Raw genomic sequence first — 20,956 nt, forward strand, 5'->3', positions numbered from 1 at the left:
ACTGCTTATGCAGTGCTTTTTTGACAATCAAGCTGCTTACTTTTTCTTTTTCGGTCCAAGTAGCATACCCATTTGACGACCTTCCATTTTCGGTGCTTGCTCAACAATACCGTGTTCAGCTACATCAGCTTCAATTTTTTGCAATTGAGCCAAACCGATCTGTTGGTGAGCCATTTCACGGCCACGGAAACGTAAAGTAATTTTGACCTTGTTACCTTCTTCCAAGAATCGAAGAATAGCACGCAGCTTGATGTTGTAATCACCAATGTCTGTACCAGGACGTAGCTTAATTTCTTTGACCTGAACTTGATGCTGCTTTTTCTTCGCATCTTTTTGCTTTTGCTTCAGATCAAATAAATGTTTGTTGAAATCCATAATTTTACAAACAGGCGGCTCTGCATTCGCAACGATCTCAACGAGGTCAAGATCAACTTCTTCAGCAGCGCGCAACGCTTCAGCAAGTGAAACGATGCCTCTTTGTTCCCCATCTGCAGCAACAAGACGTACTTCTTTTGCCTTAATCTCATCGTTTAGTGCAGGACGATTGCTTTTAGCACCTTGTTGTTGGTTACGGTCAGGCTGTTTAATCTTTCTTACTCCACAATATACCGGCCGCGTTCGGCTACGGCTACTTTCACTAAGTCAACAAATGCATCAATTGACATAGTACCTAAATTTGTTCCAGAACGAGTACGAACATTGACTGTACCTTCCTCTACTTCACGGTCACCAAGAACCAATAAATAAGGAATACGTTCTAAAGTACGTTCACGAATCTTAAAGCCGATTTTCTCATTTCTCAAGTCTGAAATTGCTCGAATTCCATTTTCTTTGAGTTTTGCGACGACTTGCTCACATGCAACCGCCTGAGAATCGGTAATATTCATTACACATGCTTGAACTGGAGCCAACCATGGTGGCATAAAGCCCGCGTAGTGTTCAATTAGTATACCAATAAAACGTTCAAAACTACCAAGAATTGCACGATGTAACATAACAGGATGATCACGATCATTATCTTCTGTTACATATGAAGCTTCTAAACGTAACGGCATGTTCGGATCATACTGGATTGTACCGCATTGCCAGATCCGACCTAAACAATCTTTTAAAGAGAATTCAATTTTCGGACCATAGAATGCGCCTTCACCTGGTTGTAAATCCCAAGGTAATCCTGCTGCATCTAAAGCATCAGACAATGCTTTTTCTGCACTATCCCACATTTCTTCTGTACCTACACGATTTTCAGGACGTGTAGACAGTTTCATTTGTACTTCTTCGAAGCCAAAGTCTTTATAAACGTCCAAAGTCAGTTTAATAAAATCTTCTACTTCTTTAGCGACTTGATCTGCGGTACAGAAGATATGTGCATCATCTTGAGTAAAACCACGGACACGCATAATGCCGTGTAACGAACCTGATGGTTCATTACGATGACATGAACCAAACTCAGCTAAACGGATTGGAAGATCACGATAAGACTTTAAACCTTGGTTGAAGACTTGTACATGACAAGGACAATTCATTGGCTTCACAGCATAGTTACGGCTCTCAGAATGAGTCGTGAACATATTCTCTGCATAATTCGCTGCGTGCCCTGATTTTTCCCACAAAGAAATATCAACCACTTGTGGTGTTTTAATTTCTTGATAACCATTTTCTTCCTGAACTTTACGCATATATTGTTCAAGAACTTGGTAAATCGTCCAACCATTCGGATGCCAGAACACCATACCTGGTGCTTCTTCTTGCATATGGAATAAGTCTAAAGCTTTACCAATTTTACGATGGTCACGTTTTTCTGCTTCTTCAATACGTTTTACATAAGCAGCCAGTTCTTTTTTATCTGCCCAAGCGGTACCGTAGATACGCTGTAACTGTTCATTCTTGGCATCACCGCGCCAGTAAGCACCAGAGATTTTAGTTAGCTTGAATGATTTTAAGAATTTAGTATTTGGTACGTGCGGACCACGGCACATATCCAAATAATCTTGATGATAGTACAAGCCCATTTGTGTTTCTTCAGGCATGTCTGCAATCAAGCGTAATTTATAGTCTTCGCCACGGGCTGTGAACTCTTCGATCACTTCATCACGCGGTGTCATTTTTTTCACGACGTCATAGTCTTGATCGATGAGCTTTTTCATACGCGCTTCGACCGCAGCCATATCATCTAAAGTAAATGGACGTGGCATCCAGATGTCATAGTAGAAACCTTCTTCAATGACTGGACCAATCACCATTTTCGCTTCAGGGAATAATTGCTTAACAGCATGACCAACTAAATGCGCACAAGAATGGCGAATAATTTCAACACCTTCTTGATTTTTAGGTGTGATAATTTCTAATGTTGCATCTTCGGTAATTAAATCACTTGCATCAACTAAGCGACCATTTACACGTCCTGCTACTGTGTTTTTCGCAAGACCGGGTCCAATACTGAGTGCAACTTCCATAACAGAAACTGCTTGATCAAAAGTTTTTTGATCGCCATTTGGCAATGTGATAATCGGCATAAGAAAAATCCTTAAGGAGTGATGCCCCGTACAATGGAGCATATCACCGCGAGATTATGATCGAGACTAAGCTCAAAAGATAAAATCGGTGGAACGAAAATGAAAGTATGCAAAATTTTACACCTTTGCTGAGTATTTATAAACCTTAGACTGACATTAATCTTAAATTAGCTGGTTTTAAGTGCGATTTTTAAATTTAATTGTAATTATTTTTTAAATATCACTATAAATCTCTCACAAAATGGTTGGATTATCCGTCATCCAATCACAGCGTTCATTGCTCCATTTTAAAACCTTCTCAAAGCTATTTTTTATTCTCTAAAGGTTTCCCAAGCTTCAAAAGCTCGATCTTTATAACAATACAATTTTGAAAATTGCGGAATAATGGCTTCGCTTTGGGTCGGTCTTAAAAATACATAATCATCGACCGAAATTTTAGCGTTTTTCGGAACATTAACCAATTCCTGATTGGCACTTCGCCCATACAATCTATGCGGATGACTTCCCTGAGGATAAACGTAATTTGCCATCCAATATCCGCCATAAACAAACAATGCTTTGGATGAATGTGGAAGCTTATTCAATACCGGCATTCCCGGCAGTTGCGTATAAGGCAGGACTTTTAATACGGGCGTAGCAATCCATAACACTGTTTGTAAAACAGCTAATGATGCTAAATCAAAATCACTTGGTTTGAGTAACATCGAACCAAAAGATAAATCATTACAAATACTCTGTTGAACATGCAAATGAAAACTTGGACTGCCACCACCATTAAAACAAAGATCATCACGGTATAAATGAGGAAATCGTTGGCGTATCAACTCTTTATAATTTAAATAAATGGCTTGAGATTCCCGATAAGCTATAGCTGGTTTTTTAATGAACTTCGGTATTTTAGTAACATGGGCATCGTAGCCCATCAATCCACTTAAGCTTAAATATTGCGGATGGTTTTGAATAAGATTCAAAATTCGAATCAGCTCTTGCTCAGATTGAATACCACCACGGTGCAACCCAACATCAATCTCAAGATTAATCTGTAACTGTAGCGAAAACTGCTGTGCAACCGCTAAATATTGTAATATACGCTGCTCAGTGTCCACTAACCATTGAATTTTTACAGCAGCCCATTCTGGATACTGTTGATAAAAGTTTGAGACTGCGCTCACTGGCATTGGCTTTCCAAAAAGCACATCCGCAGCGATAAAGTTTTCTAAAATAGAGTGCAATTGCGGTAAATGGAAAAGCATAAAACGTTGTGTGTGCAACTGCTCACTGAGTAATTTTAATAAATTCAGGCACGCCAAGGACTTAACCACCAAACGTGGCTGTAAATGCTGTGCCTGCAATAATTTTACTTTTACATATTGAATATTTTGTTCGAGTGCCTGTTGATCCACAATCAACTGAGGTAAACCGACTGCAACCTGTTTAAGATCATAATTTAATTGTTCAAAAAAAATATCCGACATCATTAAGCCCTATTCTTTCTATTTTTTTGATAAAAATAACTGTTCTAAATATGGATTTAAAAATTTTCGTTCAGGATCTAATTGTTCACGTAAACGCATAAAATCATCCCACTTTGGATAGCACTTTCGCAACTGTGCAGTCGTCATACTATGCATTTTCCCCCAGTGTGGACGTCCTTGATATTTCTGGAAAATTGGCTCCACCACATTAAAGATTAGGTATGGATCCTGCTTATGATATTGATGTACAGAAATGGAGATCGAATCTTGCTGATAGAAAGGGCTAAGCCAAATATCATCTCCTTTCACAAAACGGAACTCTAAGGGGAAAAAAGTTGACACTTTATTTTTTCGTAAGGCCGCTAAGACTTCTTGTAAACACGTTAAGCCCTGTGCTACTGGAATTTGATACTCCATTTCGTTAAATTTAGTCGTCCGCGGGGTCGGAAAAATCTGACTCGACCAATCGACATAGGTCGTTGGTTTAACAAAAATACTGAGCATTTTTTGCAAATACGGATTCAGCGTAGGAAATGTTTTGGTCAACTCAGAACACAGCGTCAATAAGCTATCTTCAGATGGCCAAGATGCTTTACGTGGTTGTAAATCTTCCGCTGTATCATCTAATGTTTTTAACATGACTTGATCAGAGTAAGGAAAAATAAAACATTCAATATGCCGATGTTCGATTTTCCATTGCTGTATATTTTGCAGCATGTCCGCTAATGGACAAAGTTGAATACATTCTTTTAATTTATAATGAGGACGATTCTGCATCCTGATTTTCGTCAAAATACCCAAACTTCCCAAAGCTACACGCCCTGCTGCAAAGATTTCGGGATGCTCTGTACGACTACATTGCAATAACTCTCCAGAGGCAGTGAGTAATTCAAAATCCTCAACATATCCTGAAATACAATACAGCCCCTCACCTGTGCCATGTGTGCCTGTAGACACAGCACCAGCTAGACTTTGCTGATCAATATCACCTTGTTGCATTAACGTTTGATTGAACGGCTGTAAATATTGATCTAGATGGTACAAACGTGTGCCTGCCCAAATTTCCCCAATACAACGCTCTTCATCGATAACATCAACACCAACGAGATGATCTAAAGACACTAACGTTGCATCGGTACAGACCAGTGGTGAAAAAGAATGCCCTGCTCCTACCACCCGAATTTTAGTATGACTAGCAACTACAACCTCTAATTCGGTCAAACTCTGAGGTTTTAAAATAAGTTGCGGGTGTGCCTGTTGATAGCCTGACCAATTCGACCATGTAACCTGATGTGCTTCACTCATCCTGCAACCCCTTGGCTAACTGCAGTTTTTATATTGCCCTGATTGGTTCTTTTTGCTAATTCTTGTTTCGGGATAGGTTTAGGTCGGGTACTTTGATCGTACACACGCTGATCTTTAGCAAGACTCAGTTGTTGCGCCAATTGCTGAAATTTAAATTGAACCGCACTTAACGTCCATTGTCCAAATAAAGTATGTCCTCCTTCATAGGCTTGCTGCTGATATTCCTCAAAGGTTGTGATATAGCCCATATAGTCATTGCAATAAGAGCATAACCAGACATTTTTAATACTCGAATTTGCAGAGATGGCTTGTTGTACGGTTTGCATCACCCGTTGCCCTGCTGTGGTGGTGATTTCACCTGGACAACAAACCAAAACCAAAGGCCCCAATTGAATCAGTTGCAAAGGCACAACACTTGGTACTAAAGGACTTTCCTGAATTGCTCCAGCTTTAACCTGTTTATTCATTTCACTAATGAGTGGATCAAAAATTCCTGGTACAGCATCAATATTTTGTCCCAGTATTTTTTTATCTCCTGCCTCAATCACAATATTCTTCACACCTTGCGAAGCATATAAGGCTTGGTATTTGGCATACTCTGGCGATTCTGGATTGGCCAAGCGTTTCTTTCTCACCCATTGCGCCAAAACAGACATTCCATGCGTGATCACTTTCGGTGCACCATGACCATCAACAGGTGTTCCTGCAAAAAAAGCCTGACCGTGACAGGGCTGACTGGTTCGAGCACTCACAAAACCTTTTGAAAATTCAACTGGAATTTCGACCTGACTTAAATCGACATAAGTACATAGCGCATCAATTTCAACTTCAATTCTATTTAACGGTTGAGATAATGCCTTTAAAGCCAATTCACTTTGATAACGCCCATTCTGTTGAGCATATTGATATTCTTGTTCGCCTTGAATTTGATCACGTATTTTTTGTTGTTTCTGCCCATGAAAATGTGGCGATACATCACCGGCAGTGGCTTGAGCAAAAATCGTAACAGGATTAACAATACCTTTTTGTTTTAAAAACTCTTCACTTAAGCTGGCTGCATAGCCCTTATTATCGCCATCGTAGGCATTTAAGCTATTGCCTAAACAGGTGGCATGCACACCAAATAATGAAATAAAAGACTGCAACTGATTCTGACGATAAAAACCAATCAACTGCATTTCACGACTTAACGCTAAATGAGTTTCTTGCTCCGTTCTCGATATAACATCAGGATTACGATTATAAGCTTTGATAGACCGATTCCATGCAATCGGGGTAGCATCATCAAATTGAATTGTGGTTAAAGCAATTTCTGTATCTTCTACCTGCTGCAAAGCATTACAAACACTCTCGACAATGGCTTGAACCACTGCATCTAAATGTTGAGGAACAAAACCTGGCGTCGGCATATTATATAGCGCTTCATGACCACAACCACCAGGTCCAGAATGGGTATGCGTTGCCATTAAAACTAGATTTTGCTCTTGAAAGCCTACACCTAAGCGTTGTTGTAATTGCTCAATTGCTCCACTACGCATGGCATGTGTAATACAGCCAAAATCTAGGCAACAAAATATGAGTGGCGCAGATAAACCGTATTGGATAGAAATACTGCGTGCATATAAAGCGGTTCGTTTTTCATCTGCACGATGTCCCCACATGCCATATCCAAACATGGCATAGCCTTTCGGGCTAATCTGTATTTCTTGTTTATTCCAGCCTACTTTATATAACATGACATAATCCTTGTCGTAAAGTTGATTGAATCTAATCACATTTTAGATCAAAAGTTAATCAATTTTGTGCAATAAAAAATGGGCTGGAAATTAAATTTTACTGGAGGGCTCAACAATAAAATATTCACTTCGCCAGTATCTTGGTTTTTTATGATTTACCAGACTTTCACTCAGCCTGTAAATGCGAGATAACAGATAGCACCTTCTTTCTCAAAAAATACAGATGTATACGTCCAGTTTTTTTATAACGACTTTTATTCAGTAATCAATTGATTATAAAAATATTAAACATCAATATTATAAAAAAACAAAGGTATTAAAAATTTCACCACTATTTCTATCATCATGAAATAGACTAAAGAATAAATGTATCTTTCTCTATTTATGCATATATTTTAAGCATAGCGATTAAAAAATATTACATGGAGTTTTTAATGATCAGTGCTTATGATGAATTACCACGCACCCCTGCCAACTTTGTAGCGTTATCACCTTTACGCTACCTTGAACGTGCCGCTTATATTTATCCGCATCAAGATGCCATTATTCATGGTTCACGCCGTATTTCATGGCGTGAAACGTATCAGCGTTGTCGTCAATTTGCCCATCAACTACAAAATTTAGGCATTAAAAAAAATGATACCGTTTCAGTATTATTGCCCAATATTCCTGCCATGCTCGAAGCACATTTTGCCGTTCCTATGGCAGGTGCTGTACTCAATACCTTAAATACGCGTTTAGATGCCAAAACTTTAGCATTTATGTTAGAACATGCCGAATCAAAAATTTTATTGGTCGATCCTGAGTTTTCCGAATTAGCGCAAGAAGCGGTCTCACTCACAGCTCAAGATATCTATATTATTGATGTGGCCGATACTGAATATGATAAAAATGATTTAACCGCACGTATTGGTCAAATTGAATATGAAGATTTCATTAATGCTGGTGACCCAAATTTCGAGTGGCATTTACCTCATGATGAATGGGATGCAATTAGCTTAAACTATACATCTGGTACAACTGGTAATCCAAAAGGTGTGGTTTATCACCATCGTGGAGCGTACATCAATGCAGCCAGTAATATTATTGCCTGTGGTATGACACCGCGCGCAACTTATCTCTGGACGCTTCCTTTATTTCATTGCAATGGTTGGTGTTTTGCTTGGACGATCGCTGCAAACGGAGGAACGAACATCTGCCTGCGTAAAACGGATCCTGAATTAATTTATAAACTCATTGATCAACATAAAATCGATTATTTCTGTGGTGCACCCATTGTCCTATCCATGTTGATTAATACACCGGAAGACAAGCAAATTAAGTTCAATCATCAGGTTGAAGTCATGGTGGCCGGTGCGGCACCTCCAGCGGCAATTATTGAGGGAATGCATCATATTGGTGTTCAGGTCAATCATGTCTACGGACTCACTGAGACTTATGGACCATCTGCATTATGTGCCTCGCAAGCAGGTTGGAGTGAGCTTTCGATTCAAGAACAAGCACAATTACATTCACGCCAAGGGGTTCCTTATCCCCTGCAAGATGGTATGCGTGTCCTTGATCCTGAAACGATGCAACCGGTTCCAAATGATGGAAGCACCATGGGAGAAATTATGTTCCGTGGTAATATCGTGATGAAAGGTTATCTAAAAAATAGCAAAGCAACCGAAGAAGCCTTTAAAGGAGGATGGTTCCACACCGGAGATCTCGCCGTATGCCAACCTGATGGCTATGCAAAAATCATGGATCGCTCGAAAGATATTATTATTTCAGGTGGTGAAAATATTTCGTCCTTGGAAGTAGAAGAAGTACTGTATACCCATCCTGCAATTATGACAGCCGCTGTAGTCGCAAAGCCCGATTCGCGCTGGCAAGAAGTCCCTTGTGCCTTTATTGAGCTCAAACTAGGGGCTGAAACAACACCAGAAGAAATTATCGAATTCTGTAAGCAACATTTAGCTCGCTTTAAAGTCCCTAAAGATGTCGTGATTACTGAAATCCCAAAAACATCGACAGGAAAATTACAAAAATTTATCCTCCGTGAATGGGCCAAAGAGCGCTCTATAGCTGAGTTTAGTTAAACTTATTTTTTAATATCATATTTGATTTAAGCCAGTTCTTTCGATAACTGGCTTTTTTCTTTAAATATTTTCAATAATTTAATGTAGACAGCTTGTAATATTACTTTTTTTATCGAATTTTAGATTAAAATCACTGTAGGGATAAACAATCTAATTCAGTATATTTCATATTTATCTTTTAATTTCTATTACCTCACCCACTTAATGTCAGCATATAGATTAAAATCATAAGCAATAAAAAAAAAGCGACCCAATGAATTGAGTCGCTTTTTGGATAAAACTCAGATTACTGAGTTAAATCTTATTGAGCAGTTACAGTACGGCTACCAGTAATCGTCGCAAATACACGACGGTTCATAGCACGACCTTCTTTAGTGTTGTTGTCTGCGATCGGTTGATCCCATGCAAAACCTTGAGTCGTTAAACGAGAACCATCAATATTATATTCACTTACAAGTGCTGATTTAACAGAGTTAGCACGAGCAAGAGATAGACGTTCATTTAACTTACGTGGACCAGTATTATCTGTATGACCATCAATACGAGCAGTCGCATTCGGGTATTCAGTTAATTTTTCAGCTACTTTAGCGATTTCTGGTTTGTATTGCTCTTTGATGTTTGATTTATTTGTATCAAAGAACACACGGAGTTCCATGTTCAAGTCTTCAGTCAACTGTTGTGGAACTGGTTTAACTGGAACAACTGGTTCTACAACAACAACATCTACTACAGGCGCAGCAGGTTTCAAGTGACCACCAAGAACTACATTAAGACCAGCAAGTGCTGTGTAGTTCCAGAATTTTTCGTCAAAGTTATAAGTACTACGAGCTTCTGTACGAAGTGATAAAACATCGTTCAAACGCCAGAAAGCACCGATACCTGCATTACCTAAAGTACCTTTTTCATTAGAATGATAAGACATATCATCAAGTTTATACTTGTAATGACCAGCACCTAACAATACATAAGGTTTAATTTTGCTGTCATAGTCTTTAGTGATCAAATCAGAAGTAGCATAGAAGTTACCATTGATTTGAGTTTGTTTATATTCAGAACCAGCAACGCCAGTACCGTCAAGATCACCTTTAACTTGGTTATATTCAGCTTCAAAACCTAACCATGGAGTCAATTCGATACCAAGTGCTGCACCAACGAATAAATCGTCTTGCAATTCAGGGCTGTTAGTTAACTCGCCTTTATGACCACCGTTGTTGTGTTGAGTATCCTGCCATGTGTAGCCAAGCATTAAAGGTGTAACAGTTACACCAGCGTTAGCAGCGACTAATGGTGCAGCAACAAGCATAGCAAGTGCGATACGGCTCAATTTCATGGATATCCTCCAGAGATAACAAATTGTTGTTCAAGCTCAGCCTAAAATTTACTGGCTTCCTGAGATAAGCTTTTATATACCCCAGTATTATTTTTAAGCTACTCACGTTGAATCATACAAACACTTGAATACTTTTCCAAGTACTTGATAACTTTAATCAAGTAAATTATTGACAAAATTACTTACAATTTCCGTTGTAATTCGGTAACTTTCTACTCAATTTTCTTTTGTGAATACCTTAATCTTTTACGGCTGTCATTTTAGCAGCAATCGAAAGCGATAGTAATACATATTTTACTCCGTTTCGATATTAGCTAATGAATTGAAAATTAAAATAAATCCTTATTTAAAAGAAGACTAGTTTATGTTTTTTTCTTATAAAGAAAGTGCTTTCACACTTTTTGAATTTATGATTTGTATCGCTGTTTTAGCCATTATCGTAACTATTGCGATTCCCTCTTATCATAATTTAAATGAAAAACGAGAAGTCAATCATGTCTATCCATTATTAAAACAGCATGTTGATTTTGCTAAGAATACAGCTTTAACTTATCACTCAGACATTGTCATTTGTGCTTCTGAAGATTTAAATACCTGCCAAAATAATATGTGGCACAAAGGTATCATTATATTTTCCGATACAAATAAAAATAAAAGGCTAGATTTAAATGAAACTGTATTTTCAAAAATTTTTACCGATATTAAATATGGCCAATTGAAATGGAACGGCAGCGCATCTAACACGAATACGCTGACCTTTCAAGGTGATACTGGTTTAACACGCGGTTCAATGGGTGCATTTCATTATTGTAATTTTAAACACTCTGAATATAACAAGCATTTCCCTATTGGTATGATGGGGAATTTAAAGAAAGAACCTAATGCTGTATGTTAAAAATTGAGTACTCATGCGTCTAAGGTTATGGCGTAATCTCACTTTATTCTTTTCGGTTTTTTTATATACTGCTTAAGTTTAGGATAGAAACTAGAAATAATTTTGGAGATTAAAACAATGACAGATATCGTAATCGTGAATGGTGCTCGTACAGCAATGGGCGGTTTCCAAGGTAGCCTTGCAAGTGTAACAGCACCTGAGTTGGGAGCAGCCGCTATACAAGCAGCAATTTCTCGTTCAGGATTACAGCCAACTGATGTCGAAGAAGTCATTATGGGTTGTGTACTCCCTGCTGGATTAAAACAAGGGCCTGCCCGTCAAGCGATGCGCCAAGCAGGTCTTCCAGACTCAACCGGTGCGGTAACAATCAATAAACTTTGTGGTTCTGGCATGAAAGCTGTGATGCAAGCAGCGGATATGATTAAAGCGGGTTCTGCTGAAATTGTGGTTGCGGGCGGCATGGAATCGATGACTAATGCACCTTATGTGTTGCCAAAAGCACGTGGTGGTTATCGCATGGGTCATGGTGAAATCAAAGATCATATGTTCCTTGATGGCTTAGAAGATGCTGAAACAGGTCGTTTAATGGGTTCTTTTGCTCAAGATATGGCCAATACTCGTGGCTATACTCGTGAACAAATGGATGATTTCGCTATTCGTTCACTTAAACGTGCACAAACTGCCATTACCGAAGGCTATTTTGCCGATGAAATCGTACCTGTTACGGTTTCATCACGTAAAGGCGACGTTGTCATTGATAAAGATGAACAACCATTTAATGCCAATATTGATAAAATTCCAACATTGCGCCCTGCTTTTGCCAAAGATGGGACGATTACCGCTGCCAATGCCAGTTCAATTTCTGATGGTGCATCTGCATTAGTATTAACCTCAGCAGAAAATGCAATAGCAAAAGGTTTACACCCGCTTGCGAAAATTGTGGCTTACGCATCAAACTCTCAGCACCCTTCAGAATTTACCATTGCACCAGTGGGTGCCATTCAAAAAGCCTTGGATAAAGCGGGCTGGACGGCTTCTGATGTCGATCTTTGGGAAATTAACGAAGCTTTCGCCATGGTCACCATGTGTCCGATTGATGATTTCAAATTAGATGCTGAAAAAGTCAATATCAATGGCGGTGCTTGTGCACTCGGTCATCCTGTCGGTTCTACAGGTTCACGTATTATTTTGACTTTAATCCACGCATTAAAACGTACTGGTGGTAAAAAAGGTATTGCTGCACTTTGTATCGGTGGTGGTGAAGCGACTGCTGTAGCGATTGAAATACTTTAAGTAACACTCTATTTTATAAATAGATAATAAAAAGCCTTCTATGTAGAAGGCTTTTTTAATGTTTACACTTTTTCATCTCTTCTTAATAAGAAAACTGTTAAATTATTTTTTTAAAACAAAAAATGGATCACCACAATGCAACTCAATCATTACCTCAATTTCCAAGGCGAAACTGAAGCTGCTTTTAACTTTTATAAATCGGTTTTTGGTGGTGAGTTTGCCTTGATGAAGCGTTACTCAGAACTTCCTGATGCTCAAGTTTCAGGTAAAGAAAAAGATTATATTTTACATGTATCACTACCAATCAATGGTTTCACTGTTTTAATGGGCTCTGATACAACAGATCAATTTTGCGCACAAACTCAAATCCCATTTACCAAAGGTAATAATCACTATATCTCGATTAATTTAGATGCCAGTGAGCAAGCCGAAGCAAAACGCTTATTTGATGCATTATCTGTCAATGGTCAAATTGAAATGCCTTTAGAAAAGACCTTTTGGGGCGCATTGTATGGCGCTTTTACCGATCAATTTGGGGTGAAATGGATGGTCAATTGCCAACTAGAAGCAATGTAATATTTTCCTTAAACATAAAAAAGCCGACATTCTGCCGGCTTTTTTATTGATGACTTAATTGAAATTAAGCACCAGTTTGATAACTTGCCTGTGCAACTGCTGTTGATGCCTGATACGGATGTTTAAAATCATTGAGACCGACCGCTGCTTCAAGAATATCTTTACCTTCTTTCACCACGAAAGTATCGAAACCCGAACGCTTTAAATAGTTCAACACATCTTTAAAGATATCACCTATCGCACGAAGTTCGCCTTGATAACCTTGACGGCGTAGCAATGCAGCAAATGAATAACCACGACCATCGTTAAAGCCTGCAAACTCAATAAAGATTGCATCGAGTTGATCCAGTGGAAATTCGTTCACTTCAGGAGAAGTATCCACAGTAATGTATAGCGCTTTTTTGCCGGATACATTTGCAATTTGCTCTAACTGTTCAACGGTTAGAACCACATCGCCTTGTGGCAATACGCCATCTTCGCCAATCACTTGATAAGTATTGTCTGCAATCGTGCCATCTTTAGAGAGCACTTGAAGTGCGGTATTAAGCATATGCACGCTCCTTAAAGGGTTGAATGCCAACACGGCGATAAGTTTCTACAAATTCTTCACCTTCAGTACGAAGATCAAGATAGGTATTTAAAATTTCTTCAACCACGTCAGGAACACGATCTGCTGCAAATGATGGCCCTAAGATATCACCAATTGAAGCATCATGATCCGCGTTACCACCTAAGGTAATTTGGTAGAATTCAGCGCCTTTTTTGTCGACCCCTAAAATACCAATATTCCCCACATGGTGATGACCGCAAGCATTCATACAACCAGAAATATTGAGATCCAATTTACCTAAGTTATAAATCGTATCTAGATCATCAAAACGACGAGAAATCGCTTCTGAAATTGGAATGGATTTCGCATTTGCCAATGAACAAAAATCACCGCCCGGACAGCAGATAATATCGGTAATGAAACCAATATGCGCACGTGCTAAGTTGTTCGCTTCAAGTGCTTGCCATACTGCAAATAAATCTTTTTGTGGTACATCAACCAGTGAAATATTTTGCTCATGTGTGGTACGAAGTTCACCGAACGTATATTGATCTGCTAAATCAGCAATCAAGTTCATTTCTTCAGTGCTCATATCACCCGGCGCAATACCCGCACGTTTCAATGAAATCGTAACAATACGATAACCTTTTACTTTATGTGCATTGGTATTGATATTGAACCATTGTTTGAATTTTGGATGCACTGCAAACAATTCAGTAAAATCTTCATCTGCATAATCTTGATAATCAAATGGGGTAAATTCTTCATCTAATTTTGTCAAAATTTCAGGCTGAATTTTCAAAGTCTGAATGGTATGCGCAAATTCAGCTTCAACTTTTTCTGCAAATACCGCAGGCGTTAAAGCTTTAACCAAAATTTTAATCCGTGCTTTATATTTGTTGTCACGGCGGCCATGCAAGTTATAGACACGTAAAACTGCTTCTAAATAGGCAATTAAATCTTCACGTGGTAAGAAGTCACGAATAAAGCTACCAATGACAGGTGTACGACCTAAACCACCACCGACTTTAATTTTATAGCCTATTTCGCCTGCTTCATTTTTCACGATATAGACACCAATATCATGGAATGAAACTGCTGCACGATCTGTTTCCGCCAATGCAGACACAGCAATTTTAAATTTACGTGGCAAAAATGCAAATTCAGGATGGAATGTTGACCATTGACGAATCAATTCACACGTTGGACGTGGATCGGCAATCTCACCCTCAACCACACCGGCATATTGGTCAGTCGTGGTATTACGAATACAGTTACCAGAAGTTTGAATGGCGTGCATTTGAACTGTTGCCAGTTCTGCCAACATATCAGGTATATTTTCGAGTGCAGGCCAGTTAAACTGAATATTTTGACGTGTTGATACATGTGCATAACCACGATCATATTCTTTTGCCAATTGCGCAATTTTACGTAATTGATTCGAGTTCATTAAACCATAAGGTACAGCTACACGTAACATCGGTGCATAGCGCTGTACGTATAAACCATTTTGCAGACGAAGCGGACGATACTCATCTTCAGTGAGTTTTCCGGCTAAATAACGTTCCGTCTGATCACGGAATTGTGCAACACGTTCATTGATCAGTTGTTGATCGAAATCAGTATATAAATACATGGCGTACAGCTAGTAATATCATTATAACGGCGGATAGCATAACGAGATTTCAACTATCAACTAAATGTGTTTTTTACATATTTCATAGCGGTTTTATTGATAAGTAATCCTTCACATCTTATTTTACTGCGTTTACTGGTTAAATTCCTGTTTATCTACATACATTAAATTTATTTTCAATTAGTTATCTCTTTTTATGATAATTAAAAAGGGCATACTAGAATATGCCCTTTTCGTTTTATAACGCATTATTTTAAATCTAAATCAGCTGCTTAATTTCTTTGGATCTCAACATTATTAGCCCTCATGATAATCTGCAACATTTATATGATTTGACTAGATTTCTATCAATACATCTTCAATCGTTCATCTTAATTTTGCTTAAGACTGATCATCCTGAGGCTGTTCTTCATCCTCATGATTTTCGAATTTATTTTCACCAATTTTTGCAGCTTCAAAACCCGCCAATGCACCAGCCGCTTTTTCCAATAAATTAGCATCTGGATCTAATTTATCTACACCTTGTTCAGCAATAACCGCACCTGCAATTTTACCAAGTTCGTCAAGTAAGCCACTCATATCGAACACTCCAAAGAATTAAGTTAAGTTATTAGTCTAGGCTCATGTTATGTAAATAGTGCTGTTAAGTTGTAGTGTTTCAATAAAGTTAAACGATGAAATTATAAAAAATGATGCTCTTTTTTTATAATTAAGTTAGTTTTAATGTTTTAAAAATGATGACCTAAATTCTAAGATAGGTATTTTCCCAAGTATTGCCTTCAAACTCACCTTGAAGCAATTGTACATATCTGCCATGTACATGATCAATGGCGATACAATCATCGACATCTAAAACTCGGTCTGTATGTTGCTTTTGCCAATGTTGTGCAAAATACTGTTTCCCTTTTTCTTTCGCCACCATCGAATTTTGTGCCACCACTAAAACATAGCGATGCAATTCACCAAATTCACGTGCGTCATAACCGCCTAAATTAATTAGATAAAGCTTTTGTTCCGATGGATTCGGCTGGGTATCAGTGAAATGTATCTGATATTTTGTATCCTCGAATTCCACCCCATTGATTTGTGCCCAAGCATCAATATGTAAGCCATCTTGTTCAGCAAACCATGCCTGTCTAAGTTGAGGATAGATATCTTCAAGCGAATCCCCTATTGCTAAAACCACATCATGTACTTCTGTATTGGCTCGAACATGGCGACCACCCAACATCACAATAAAAAGGCTCACCCTTATTACTCCTTAATATTAATCTTTTCATGCTTCCTTTAAAAAGGATGGACAAATATTTATTCATAAAAAATCGCGCTTAGCTTTCACTAAACACGATTTTTTTAATGCTTAAAGATGCATTACATCTCAACCATTTCCACACCATCAATACGTGCAACCGTCATTAAATCTTTATCACCACGACCTGAAACCGTCGCAATAATAATTTGATCTTTCAACATGGTCGGAGCAAGTTTAGTCACATATGCCATCGCATGAGAACTCTCAAGCGCAGGAATAATTCCCTCAATATGGGTTAAATCACGAAAACCTTGCAAAGCCTCATTATCCGTGATTGGAACATAATCGACACGGTGCATATCTTTTAAGAAACTATGTTCAGGACCAACACCTGGGTAATCTAACCCTGCTGAAATTGAATGTGTCTCACTAATTTGCCCTTGCTCATCCGACATTAAATACGTCCGATTGCCATGTAATACACCAACATGACCTGCATTTAAAGGCGCAGAGTGTTTACCTGTTTCAATGCCGTAGCCTGCCGCTTCAACACCATACATTTTTACATCAGCATCATTTAAGAATGGGTAGAATAAGCCCATGGCATTGGAACCACCGCCGACACAAGCAACTAAAGCATCGGGTAAACGGCCTGCTTGTTCTTGAATTTGCTTCCGCGCTTCACGACCAATAATCGATTGGAAATCACGCACCAATTGTGGATATGGGTGTGGGCCAGCCACAGTACCGATGACATAATAGGTTGAATCTACATTGGTGACCCAATCACGCATTGCTTCATTCATGGCATCTTTTAAGGTTTTAGAGCCACTTTGTACAGGAACTACCGTTGCACCCAACAAGCGCATACGATAAACATTCATGGCTTGGCGCTTAACATCTTCAGCCCCCATGAATACCACACATTCCAACCCTAAACGTGCAGCGATCGTTGCCGTTGCTACACCATGTTGACCTGCACCCGTTTCAGCAATAATACGTTTTTTACCTGACAATTTGGCAAGTAAGGCCTGACCAATGGTGTTGTTAACTTTATGTGAACCAGTATGATTTAAATCTTCACGTTTCAAATAAATTTGTGCGCCACCTAACTCTTTTGACCATCGTTCAGCATGATAAAGCGGACTAGGACGACCGACATAGTAGGCGAGATCACGGTCGAATTCTGCCAGAAACTGTGCATCATCTTTCATACGAAAATAGAGTTTTTCTAAATCCTCTAAAGCCGCCATAAGCGTTTCTGACACAAAACGTCCGCCATGGATACCGAAGTGCCCATTTGCATCTGGGAACTGAGTATAGTCAGTCACCTGATCTTGTTGATTAACAGTTTGCTGATCCACGCTGGACTCCTTGCATAAAGTGTTCAATGAGTTGTTGGTCTTTTATACCTTTTGCGGATTCTACGCCTCCGCTGACATCTACTGCAAATGCTTGAGTGGTCTTTATAGCGTCTTCAACATTGTCAGGCTTTAAACCACCTGCCAATATTAATGGAATATCTAATTTTGGAAACTGTGACCAATCGAATTGATGTCCAGTCCCGCCTTTCAGTTCAGGATGCCATGCATCCAATAATACTGCGCTAGCACCAGCGTCTTGATAACTTTTTATCGTTTTTATCACATCAAGCTCAGGTTTTACCTGAATCGCTTTATACCAGCGACGCTTATTCTGCTGGGCTATTGCTTGGCACTGTTCAGGTGTTTCATCACCATGGAACTGCAAAATATCGAGTGGCACTTGATCTAAAACTTGAGCAATCTCTGCACTTGTCGCATTTACAAACAAGCCAACGATACTGACATAAGCAGGCACATGTTGTGCCAACACTTTAGCTAACTGAATAGATACATGACGTGGACTCGGTTCAAAAAACACCAATCCAATTGCATCTGCTCCTAAATCAACAGCAGATTTGACATCTTCAGGTCGTGTTATTCCGCAAATTTTGGCACGGGTACGCATACACAAGGCTCTAATCTATTTGAGTTTATAGCTAATCTATAAAGCTTAAGGCAAATCATTGTAATGCAATTTGACTCGGTTGCGTTAAAGTTCAATATGAATATCTGTTAAGCATTGTTTAAACATCGCACTGACTTTATACTGCGCGAAAATGCGATGAGTCTAGCTTTAAGCTTAGGGAAGTTGGTGTAAATCCAACACTGCCCCCGCAACGGTAAAAATGAAACATTGTTCTCAATAAATCGAAAGATTTACACCACTGCAATTTTTTGTGGGAAGGTGGAACAAGCTGAATCCTTTTTGATTCTATATTTAAGTCCGGATACCTGCTCATTGTACCCTCAACTCAAGCATTCACGGGGAGTGAATGTATGGAGCATGTCATGTCTATTATTTTCAAACCTACCACACTTGTAGGGGCTATCGCTATTGCGATGGGGTTATCTACTACTGCTGTTGCTCAAGGCCTATCAGTACAGCCAAGTGCTCAATCCTCAAATACACTAGATACTATTGTGGTTACGGCAACACGCTCAGCAGAAAAAATTGAGAACATTCCTGCGCGTATTTCAATTATAGAACCTCAAATTGTGGAACAATCTCCAATTGCTGAATTACCACATCTATTAATGAGCGATGCCGCCATCAATATGGTACAAAATGGTGGCTTTGGACAAATCGCTTCCATTTTCACCCGTGGTACAAACTCAGCACACACTCTTATTTTAAGAGATGGTGTTCGTTTAAATAGTGCAACAACAGGTGCGGCATCTTTAGCATTCTTAGATACAACCGATATTAAACAAATAGAAGTTCTCAAAGGCCCTGCATCTGTACTTTATGGTACAGATGCCATTGGTGGTGTCGTTCAGCTCATCTCACAAACTCCTGAAAAAAATGCTGCATTTGTAACAGGTGAAATCGGCGAGCATAAAACCTATAAATCAGTGATTGGAGCTGATTTAGTCGAAAATGGTGTCTATGCACAAATTCGTGGACAACGTTTAGAAACTGCTGGTACTCCAGTTACAAATCGTTCAAACAGTGAAAATGCAAGTTATGATCAAAAAGGTTATAGCGCTAAACTAGGCGTGGATCAGGAACGTTTTGCTGCATCGCTTGATTATAGTGAAAATCAAGGCTATAGCGATTATGACAACTACGGCACCCCGCTTTCTCAAGATTTCAAGAATGAGATCATTAATCTTAAAAGTCGGGTAAATATCACACCTAATATTGTGGTGAATGCACGTTTATCTCAGTTTAAAGAAGAACTTCAGCAAAATAATTCACCTGATTTTGTGCATAGTAAAACACAAGAAGCTGAAATTTATTCCAAGTGGCAATTTACGCCAGCGCAAAACCTTTTAGCCGGTGTATCACATAAAAATATTGAAGGTGACGTACTGTCTATCAGTGAATGGAGTACAGTTAAATATAATGAAGATGTTGCGACAACGGGTTATTTTGTCCAGCATCAATATCAAGACCATGGACTCAATACTCAAGTGGGGATCCGTGTTGAAGATAATAAAAAATTTGGAACTAAAACTGTAGGTCAAGCTGCGGCTCGTTACCAAATTTTTCCTTTAACCAGTATTTATACCAATATCGGCACTGCTTTTAGAGCACCCACTACAAATGATCTGTATGCAATTAGCTGGGGTGGCAATCCTAATCTAAAACCTGAAGAAAGTTTTTCTTATGAAATTGGTTTAGATCAAAAACTCGCTCACAATTTATCTCTAGGTTTTTCTGCTTATCGCAATCAAGTTACCGATTTAATTACTTATTCTGGTATGCACCTAATTAACCTGAATAAAGCGACATTTACTGGTGGTGAACTAGGGCTAAAATGGCAACAAGATGAATTGTTTTTAAATCTTTCTTATGCTTATGTACAAGCTAAAAATGATGAAACTAAAGATGATTTAACGCGTCGCCCGCGTCAAAGTGCAACCCTGACCACAGGTTGGCAAGATGAACAATTTGGTATCAGTGCTTCAGTCTCTGCTAAATCAAAATCTAAAGATTTTGCAGATTATCCATCGACAACACCAACTACAACCCCAGGCTATGTGACTACCGATGTCAATGCATACTGGAATGTTAATCCAAATGTTAAACTATTTACCAATATTCAAAATATTGGTGATGTAAATTATAAAACGGCATATAACGGTTCAAATATTTATTATATCAATGGTGGGCGTTTAGCTTCCGTTGGTGTGACACTTAAATACTAATTATCCCAAAATTGTAAGTTTCAGGATAATGTCATACATGTGGCATTATCCTTTTTTAATGCATTTAAATATTTAA

17 protein-coding genes and 1 riboswitch are annotated in these 20,956 nt (G+C 38.7%); of the genes, 5 read left to right on the plus strand and 12 right to left on the minus strand.

The features are described 5' to 3' along the window. Nucleotides 1–36 precede the first annotated feature (36 nt). The 5 genes from infC to B9T28_RS01400 all read right to left on the minus strand — a co-directional run bounded on the left by infC (nt 37) and on the right by B9T28_RS01400 (nt 7,032). Nucleotides 37–588 carry a translation initiation factor IF-3 gene (gene infC, locus B9T28_RS01380; RefSeq protein ID WP_086202169.1) on the minus strand — a complete coding sequence of 184 codons (552 nt, stop codon included), beginning with the start codon at nt 586–588 and terminating at the stop codon, nt 37–39. A gap of 5 nt (nt 589–593) precedes the next feature. Then, on the minus strand, nt 594–2,516 hold the full coding sequence (gene thrS / locus B9T28_RS01385; protein WP_086202170.1) for a threonine--tRNA ligase: 1,923 nt from the start codon (nt 2,514–2,516) through the stop codon (nt 594–596). A gap of 311 nt (nt 2,517–2,827) precedes the next feature. Next, on the minus strand, nt 2,828–3,991 hold the full coding sequence (locus B9T28_RS01390) for an alanine racemase (RefSeq protein WP_086202547.1): 1,164 nt from the start codon (nt 3,989–3,991) through the stop codon (nt 2,828–2,830). Nucleotides 3,992–4,009: 18 nt separating this feature from the next. Continuing rightward, on the minus strand, nt 4,010–5,296 hold the full coding sequence (locus B9T28_RS01395) for a D-arabinono-1,4-lactone oxidase (protein WP_086202171.1): 1,287 nt from the start codon (nt 5,294–5,296) through the stop codon (nt 4,010–4,012). Continuing rightward, nucleotides 5,293–7,032, minus strand: coding sequence for a neutral/alkaline non-lysosomal ceramidase N-terminal domain-containing protein (locus tag B9T28_RS01400; RefSeq protein WP_086202172.1), 1,740 nt, complete (start codon nt 7,030–7,032; stop codon nt 5,293–5,295). The genes B9T28_RS01395 and B9T28_RS01400 overlap by 4 nt, the downstream gene beginning before the upstream one ends. Nucleotides 7,033–7,466: 434 nt before the next feature. On the opposite strand from B9T28_RS01400, the gene B9T28_RS01405 reads away from it, so the two are divergent. Next, complete coding sequence (locus tag B9T28_RS01405; protein ID WP_086202173.1) at nt 7,467–9,113, plus strand: acyl-CoA synthetase; 1,647 nt, start codon at nt 7,467–7,469, stop codon at nt 9,111–9,113. A gap of 301 nt (nt 9,114–9,414) precedes the next feature. On the opposite strand, the gene omp38 is transcribed toward B9T28_RS01405, so the two are convergent. Further along, nucleotides 9,415–10,443 (minus strand): outer membrane protein Omp38, encoded by a 1,029-nt coding sequence (gene omp38 / locus B9T28_RS01410; RefSeq protein WP_086202174.1) that lies wholly within the window; start codon nt 10,441–10,443, stop codon nt 9,415–9,417. Nucleotides 10,444–10,807: 364 nt separating this feature from the next. On the opposite strand from omp38, the gene B9T28_RS01415 reads away from it, so the two are divergent. From B9T28_RS01415 to B9T28_RS01425, 3 genes are all read left to right on the plus strand, one after another. Beyond that, the gene (locus tag B9T28_RS01415) at nt 10,808–11,338 is read left to right on the plus strand and encodes a GspH/FimT family pseudopilin (RefSeq protein ID WP_086202175.1); all 531 of its coding nucleotides are present in this window, start codon (nt 10,808–10,810) and stop codon (nt 11,336–11,338) included. Nucleotides 11,339–11,455: 117 nt separating this feature from the next. Further along, the gene (locus tag B9T28_RS01420) at nt 11,456–12,631 is read left to right on the plus strand and encodes a thiolase family protein (RefSeq protein WP_086202176.1); all 1,176 of its coding nucleotides are present in this window, start codon (nt 11,456–11,458) and stop codon (nt 12,629–12,631) included. A 135-nt stretch (nt 12,632–12,766) separates the two neighbouring features. Then, the gene (locus B9T28_RS01425; protein WP_086202177.1) at nt 12,767–13,207 is read left to right on the plus strand and encodes a VOC family protein; all 441 of its coding nucleotides are present in this window, start codon (nt 12,767–12,769) and stop codon (nt 13,205–13,207) included. 64 nt (nt 13,208–13,271) lie between these two features. Here the strand turns inward: B9T28_RS01425 and B9T28_RS01430 are convergent, their stop codons facing one another. The 6 genes from B9T28_RS01430 to B9T28_RS01455 form a co-directional block, all read right to left on the minus strand. Beyond that, nucleotides 13,272–13,757, minus strand: coding sequence for a DUF934 domain-containing protein (locus B9T28_RS01430; protein ID WP_086202178.1), 486 nt, complete (start codon nt 13,755–13,757; stop codon nt 13,272–13,274). Further along, nucleotides 13,750–15,393, minus strand: coding sequence for a nitrite/sulfite reductase (locus tag B9T28_RS01435; RefSeq protein WP_086202179.1), 1,644 nt, complete (start codon nt 15,391–15,393; stop codon nt 13,750–13,752). The genes B9T28_RS01430 and B9T28_RS01435 overlap by 8 nt, the downstream gene beginning before the upstream one ends. A gap of 381 nt (nt 15,394–15,774) precedes the next feature. Continuing rightward, nucleotides 15,775–15,972, minus strand: coding sequence for a hypothetical protein (locus B9T28_RS01440; RefSeq protein WP_086202180.1), 198 nt, complete (start codon nt 15,970–15,972; stop codon nt 15,775–15,777). Between the two features lie 163 nt (nt 15,973–16,135). Then, nucleotides 16,136–16,624 carry a DUF1543 domain-containing protein gene (locus tag B9T28_RS01445; RefSeq protein ID WP_086202181.1) on the minus strand — a complete coding sequence of 163 codons (489 nt, stop codon included), beginning with the start codon at nt 16,622–16,624 and terminating at the stop codon, nt 16,136–16,138. Nucleotides 16,625–16,764: 140 nt separating this feature from the next. Then, a complete protein-coding gene (gene trpB / locus B9T28_RS01450; RefSeq protein ID WP_086202182.1) occupies nt 16,765–18,009 on the minus strand; it encodes a tryptophan synthase subunit beta in 1,245 nt (414 codons plus the stop codon). Then, complete coding sequence (locus B9T28_RS01455) at nt 17,990–18,634, minus strand: phosphoribosylanthranilate isomerase (protein ID WP_086202183.1); 645 nt, start codon at nt 18,632–18,634, stop codon at nt 17,990–17,992. The genes trpB and B9T28_RS01455 overlap by 20 nt, the downstream gene beginning before the upstream one ends. 141 nt (nt 18,635–18,775) lie before the next feature. After that, nucleotides 18,776–18,982, plus strand: a riboswitch (cobalamin riboswitch). Nucleotides 18,983–19,017: 35 nt separating this feature from the next. Here B9T28_RS01455 and B9T28_RS01460 point away from each other — a divergent pair. Then, the gene (locus tag B9T28_RS01460; RefSeq protein ID WP_086202184.1) at nt 19,018–20,880 is read left to right on the plus strand and encodes a TonB-dependent receptor plug domain-containing protein; all 1,863 of its coding nucleotides are present in this window, start codon (nt 19,018–19,020) and stop codon (nt 20,878–20,880) included. The last annotated feature ends 76 nt before the right edge of the window (nt 20,881–20,956 follow it).

This window comes from Acinetobacter silvestris (assembly GCF_002135235.1).
Lineage (GTDB): Bacteria > Pseudomonadota > Gammaproteobacteria > Pseudomonadales > Moraxellaceae > Acinetobacter > Acinetobacter silvestris.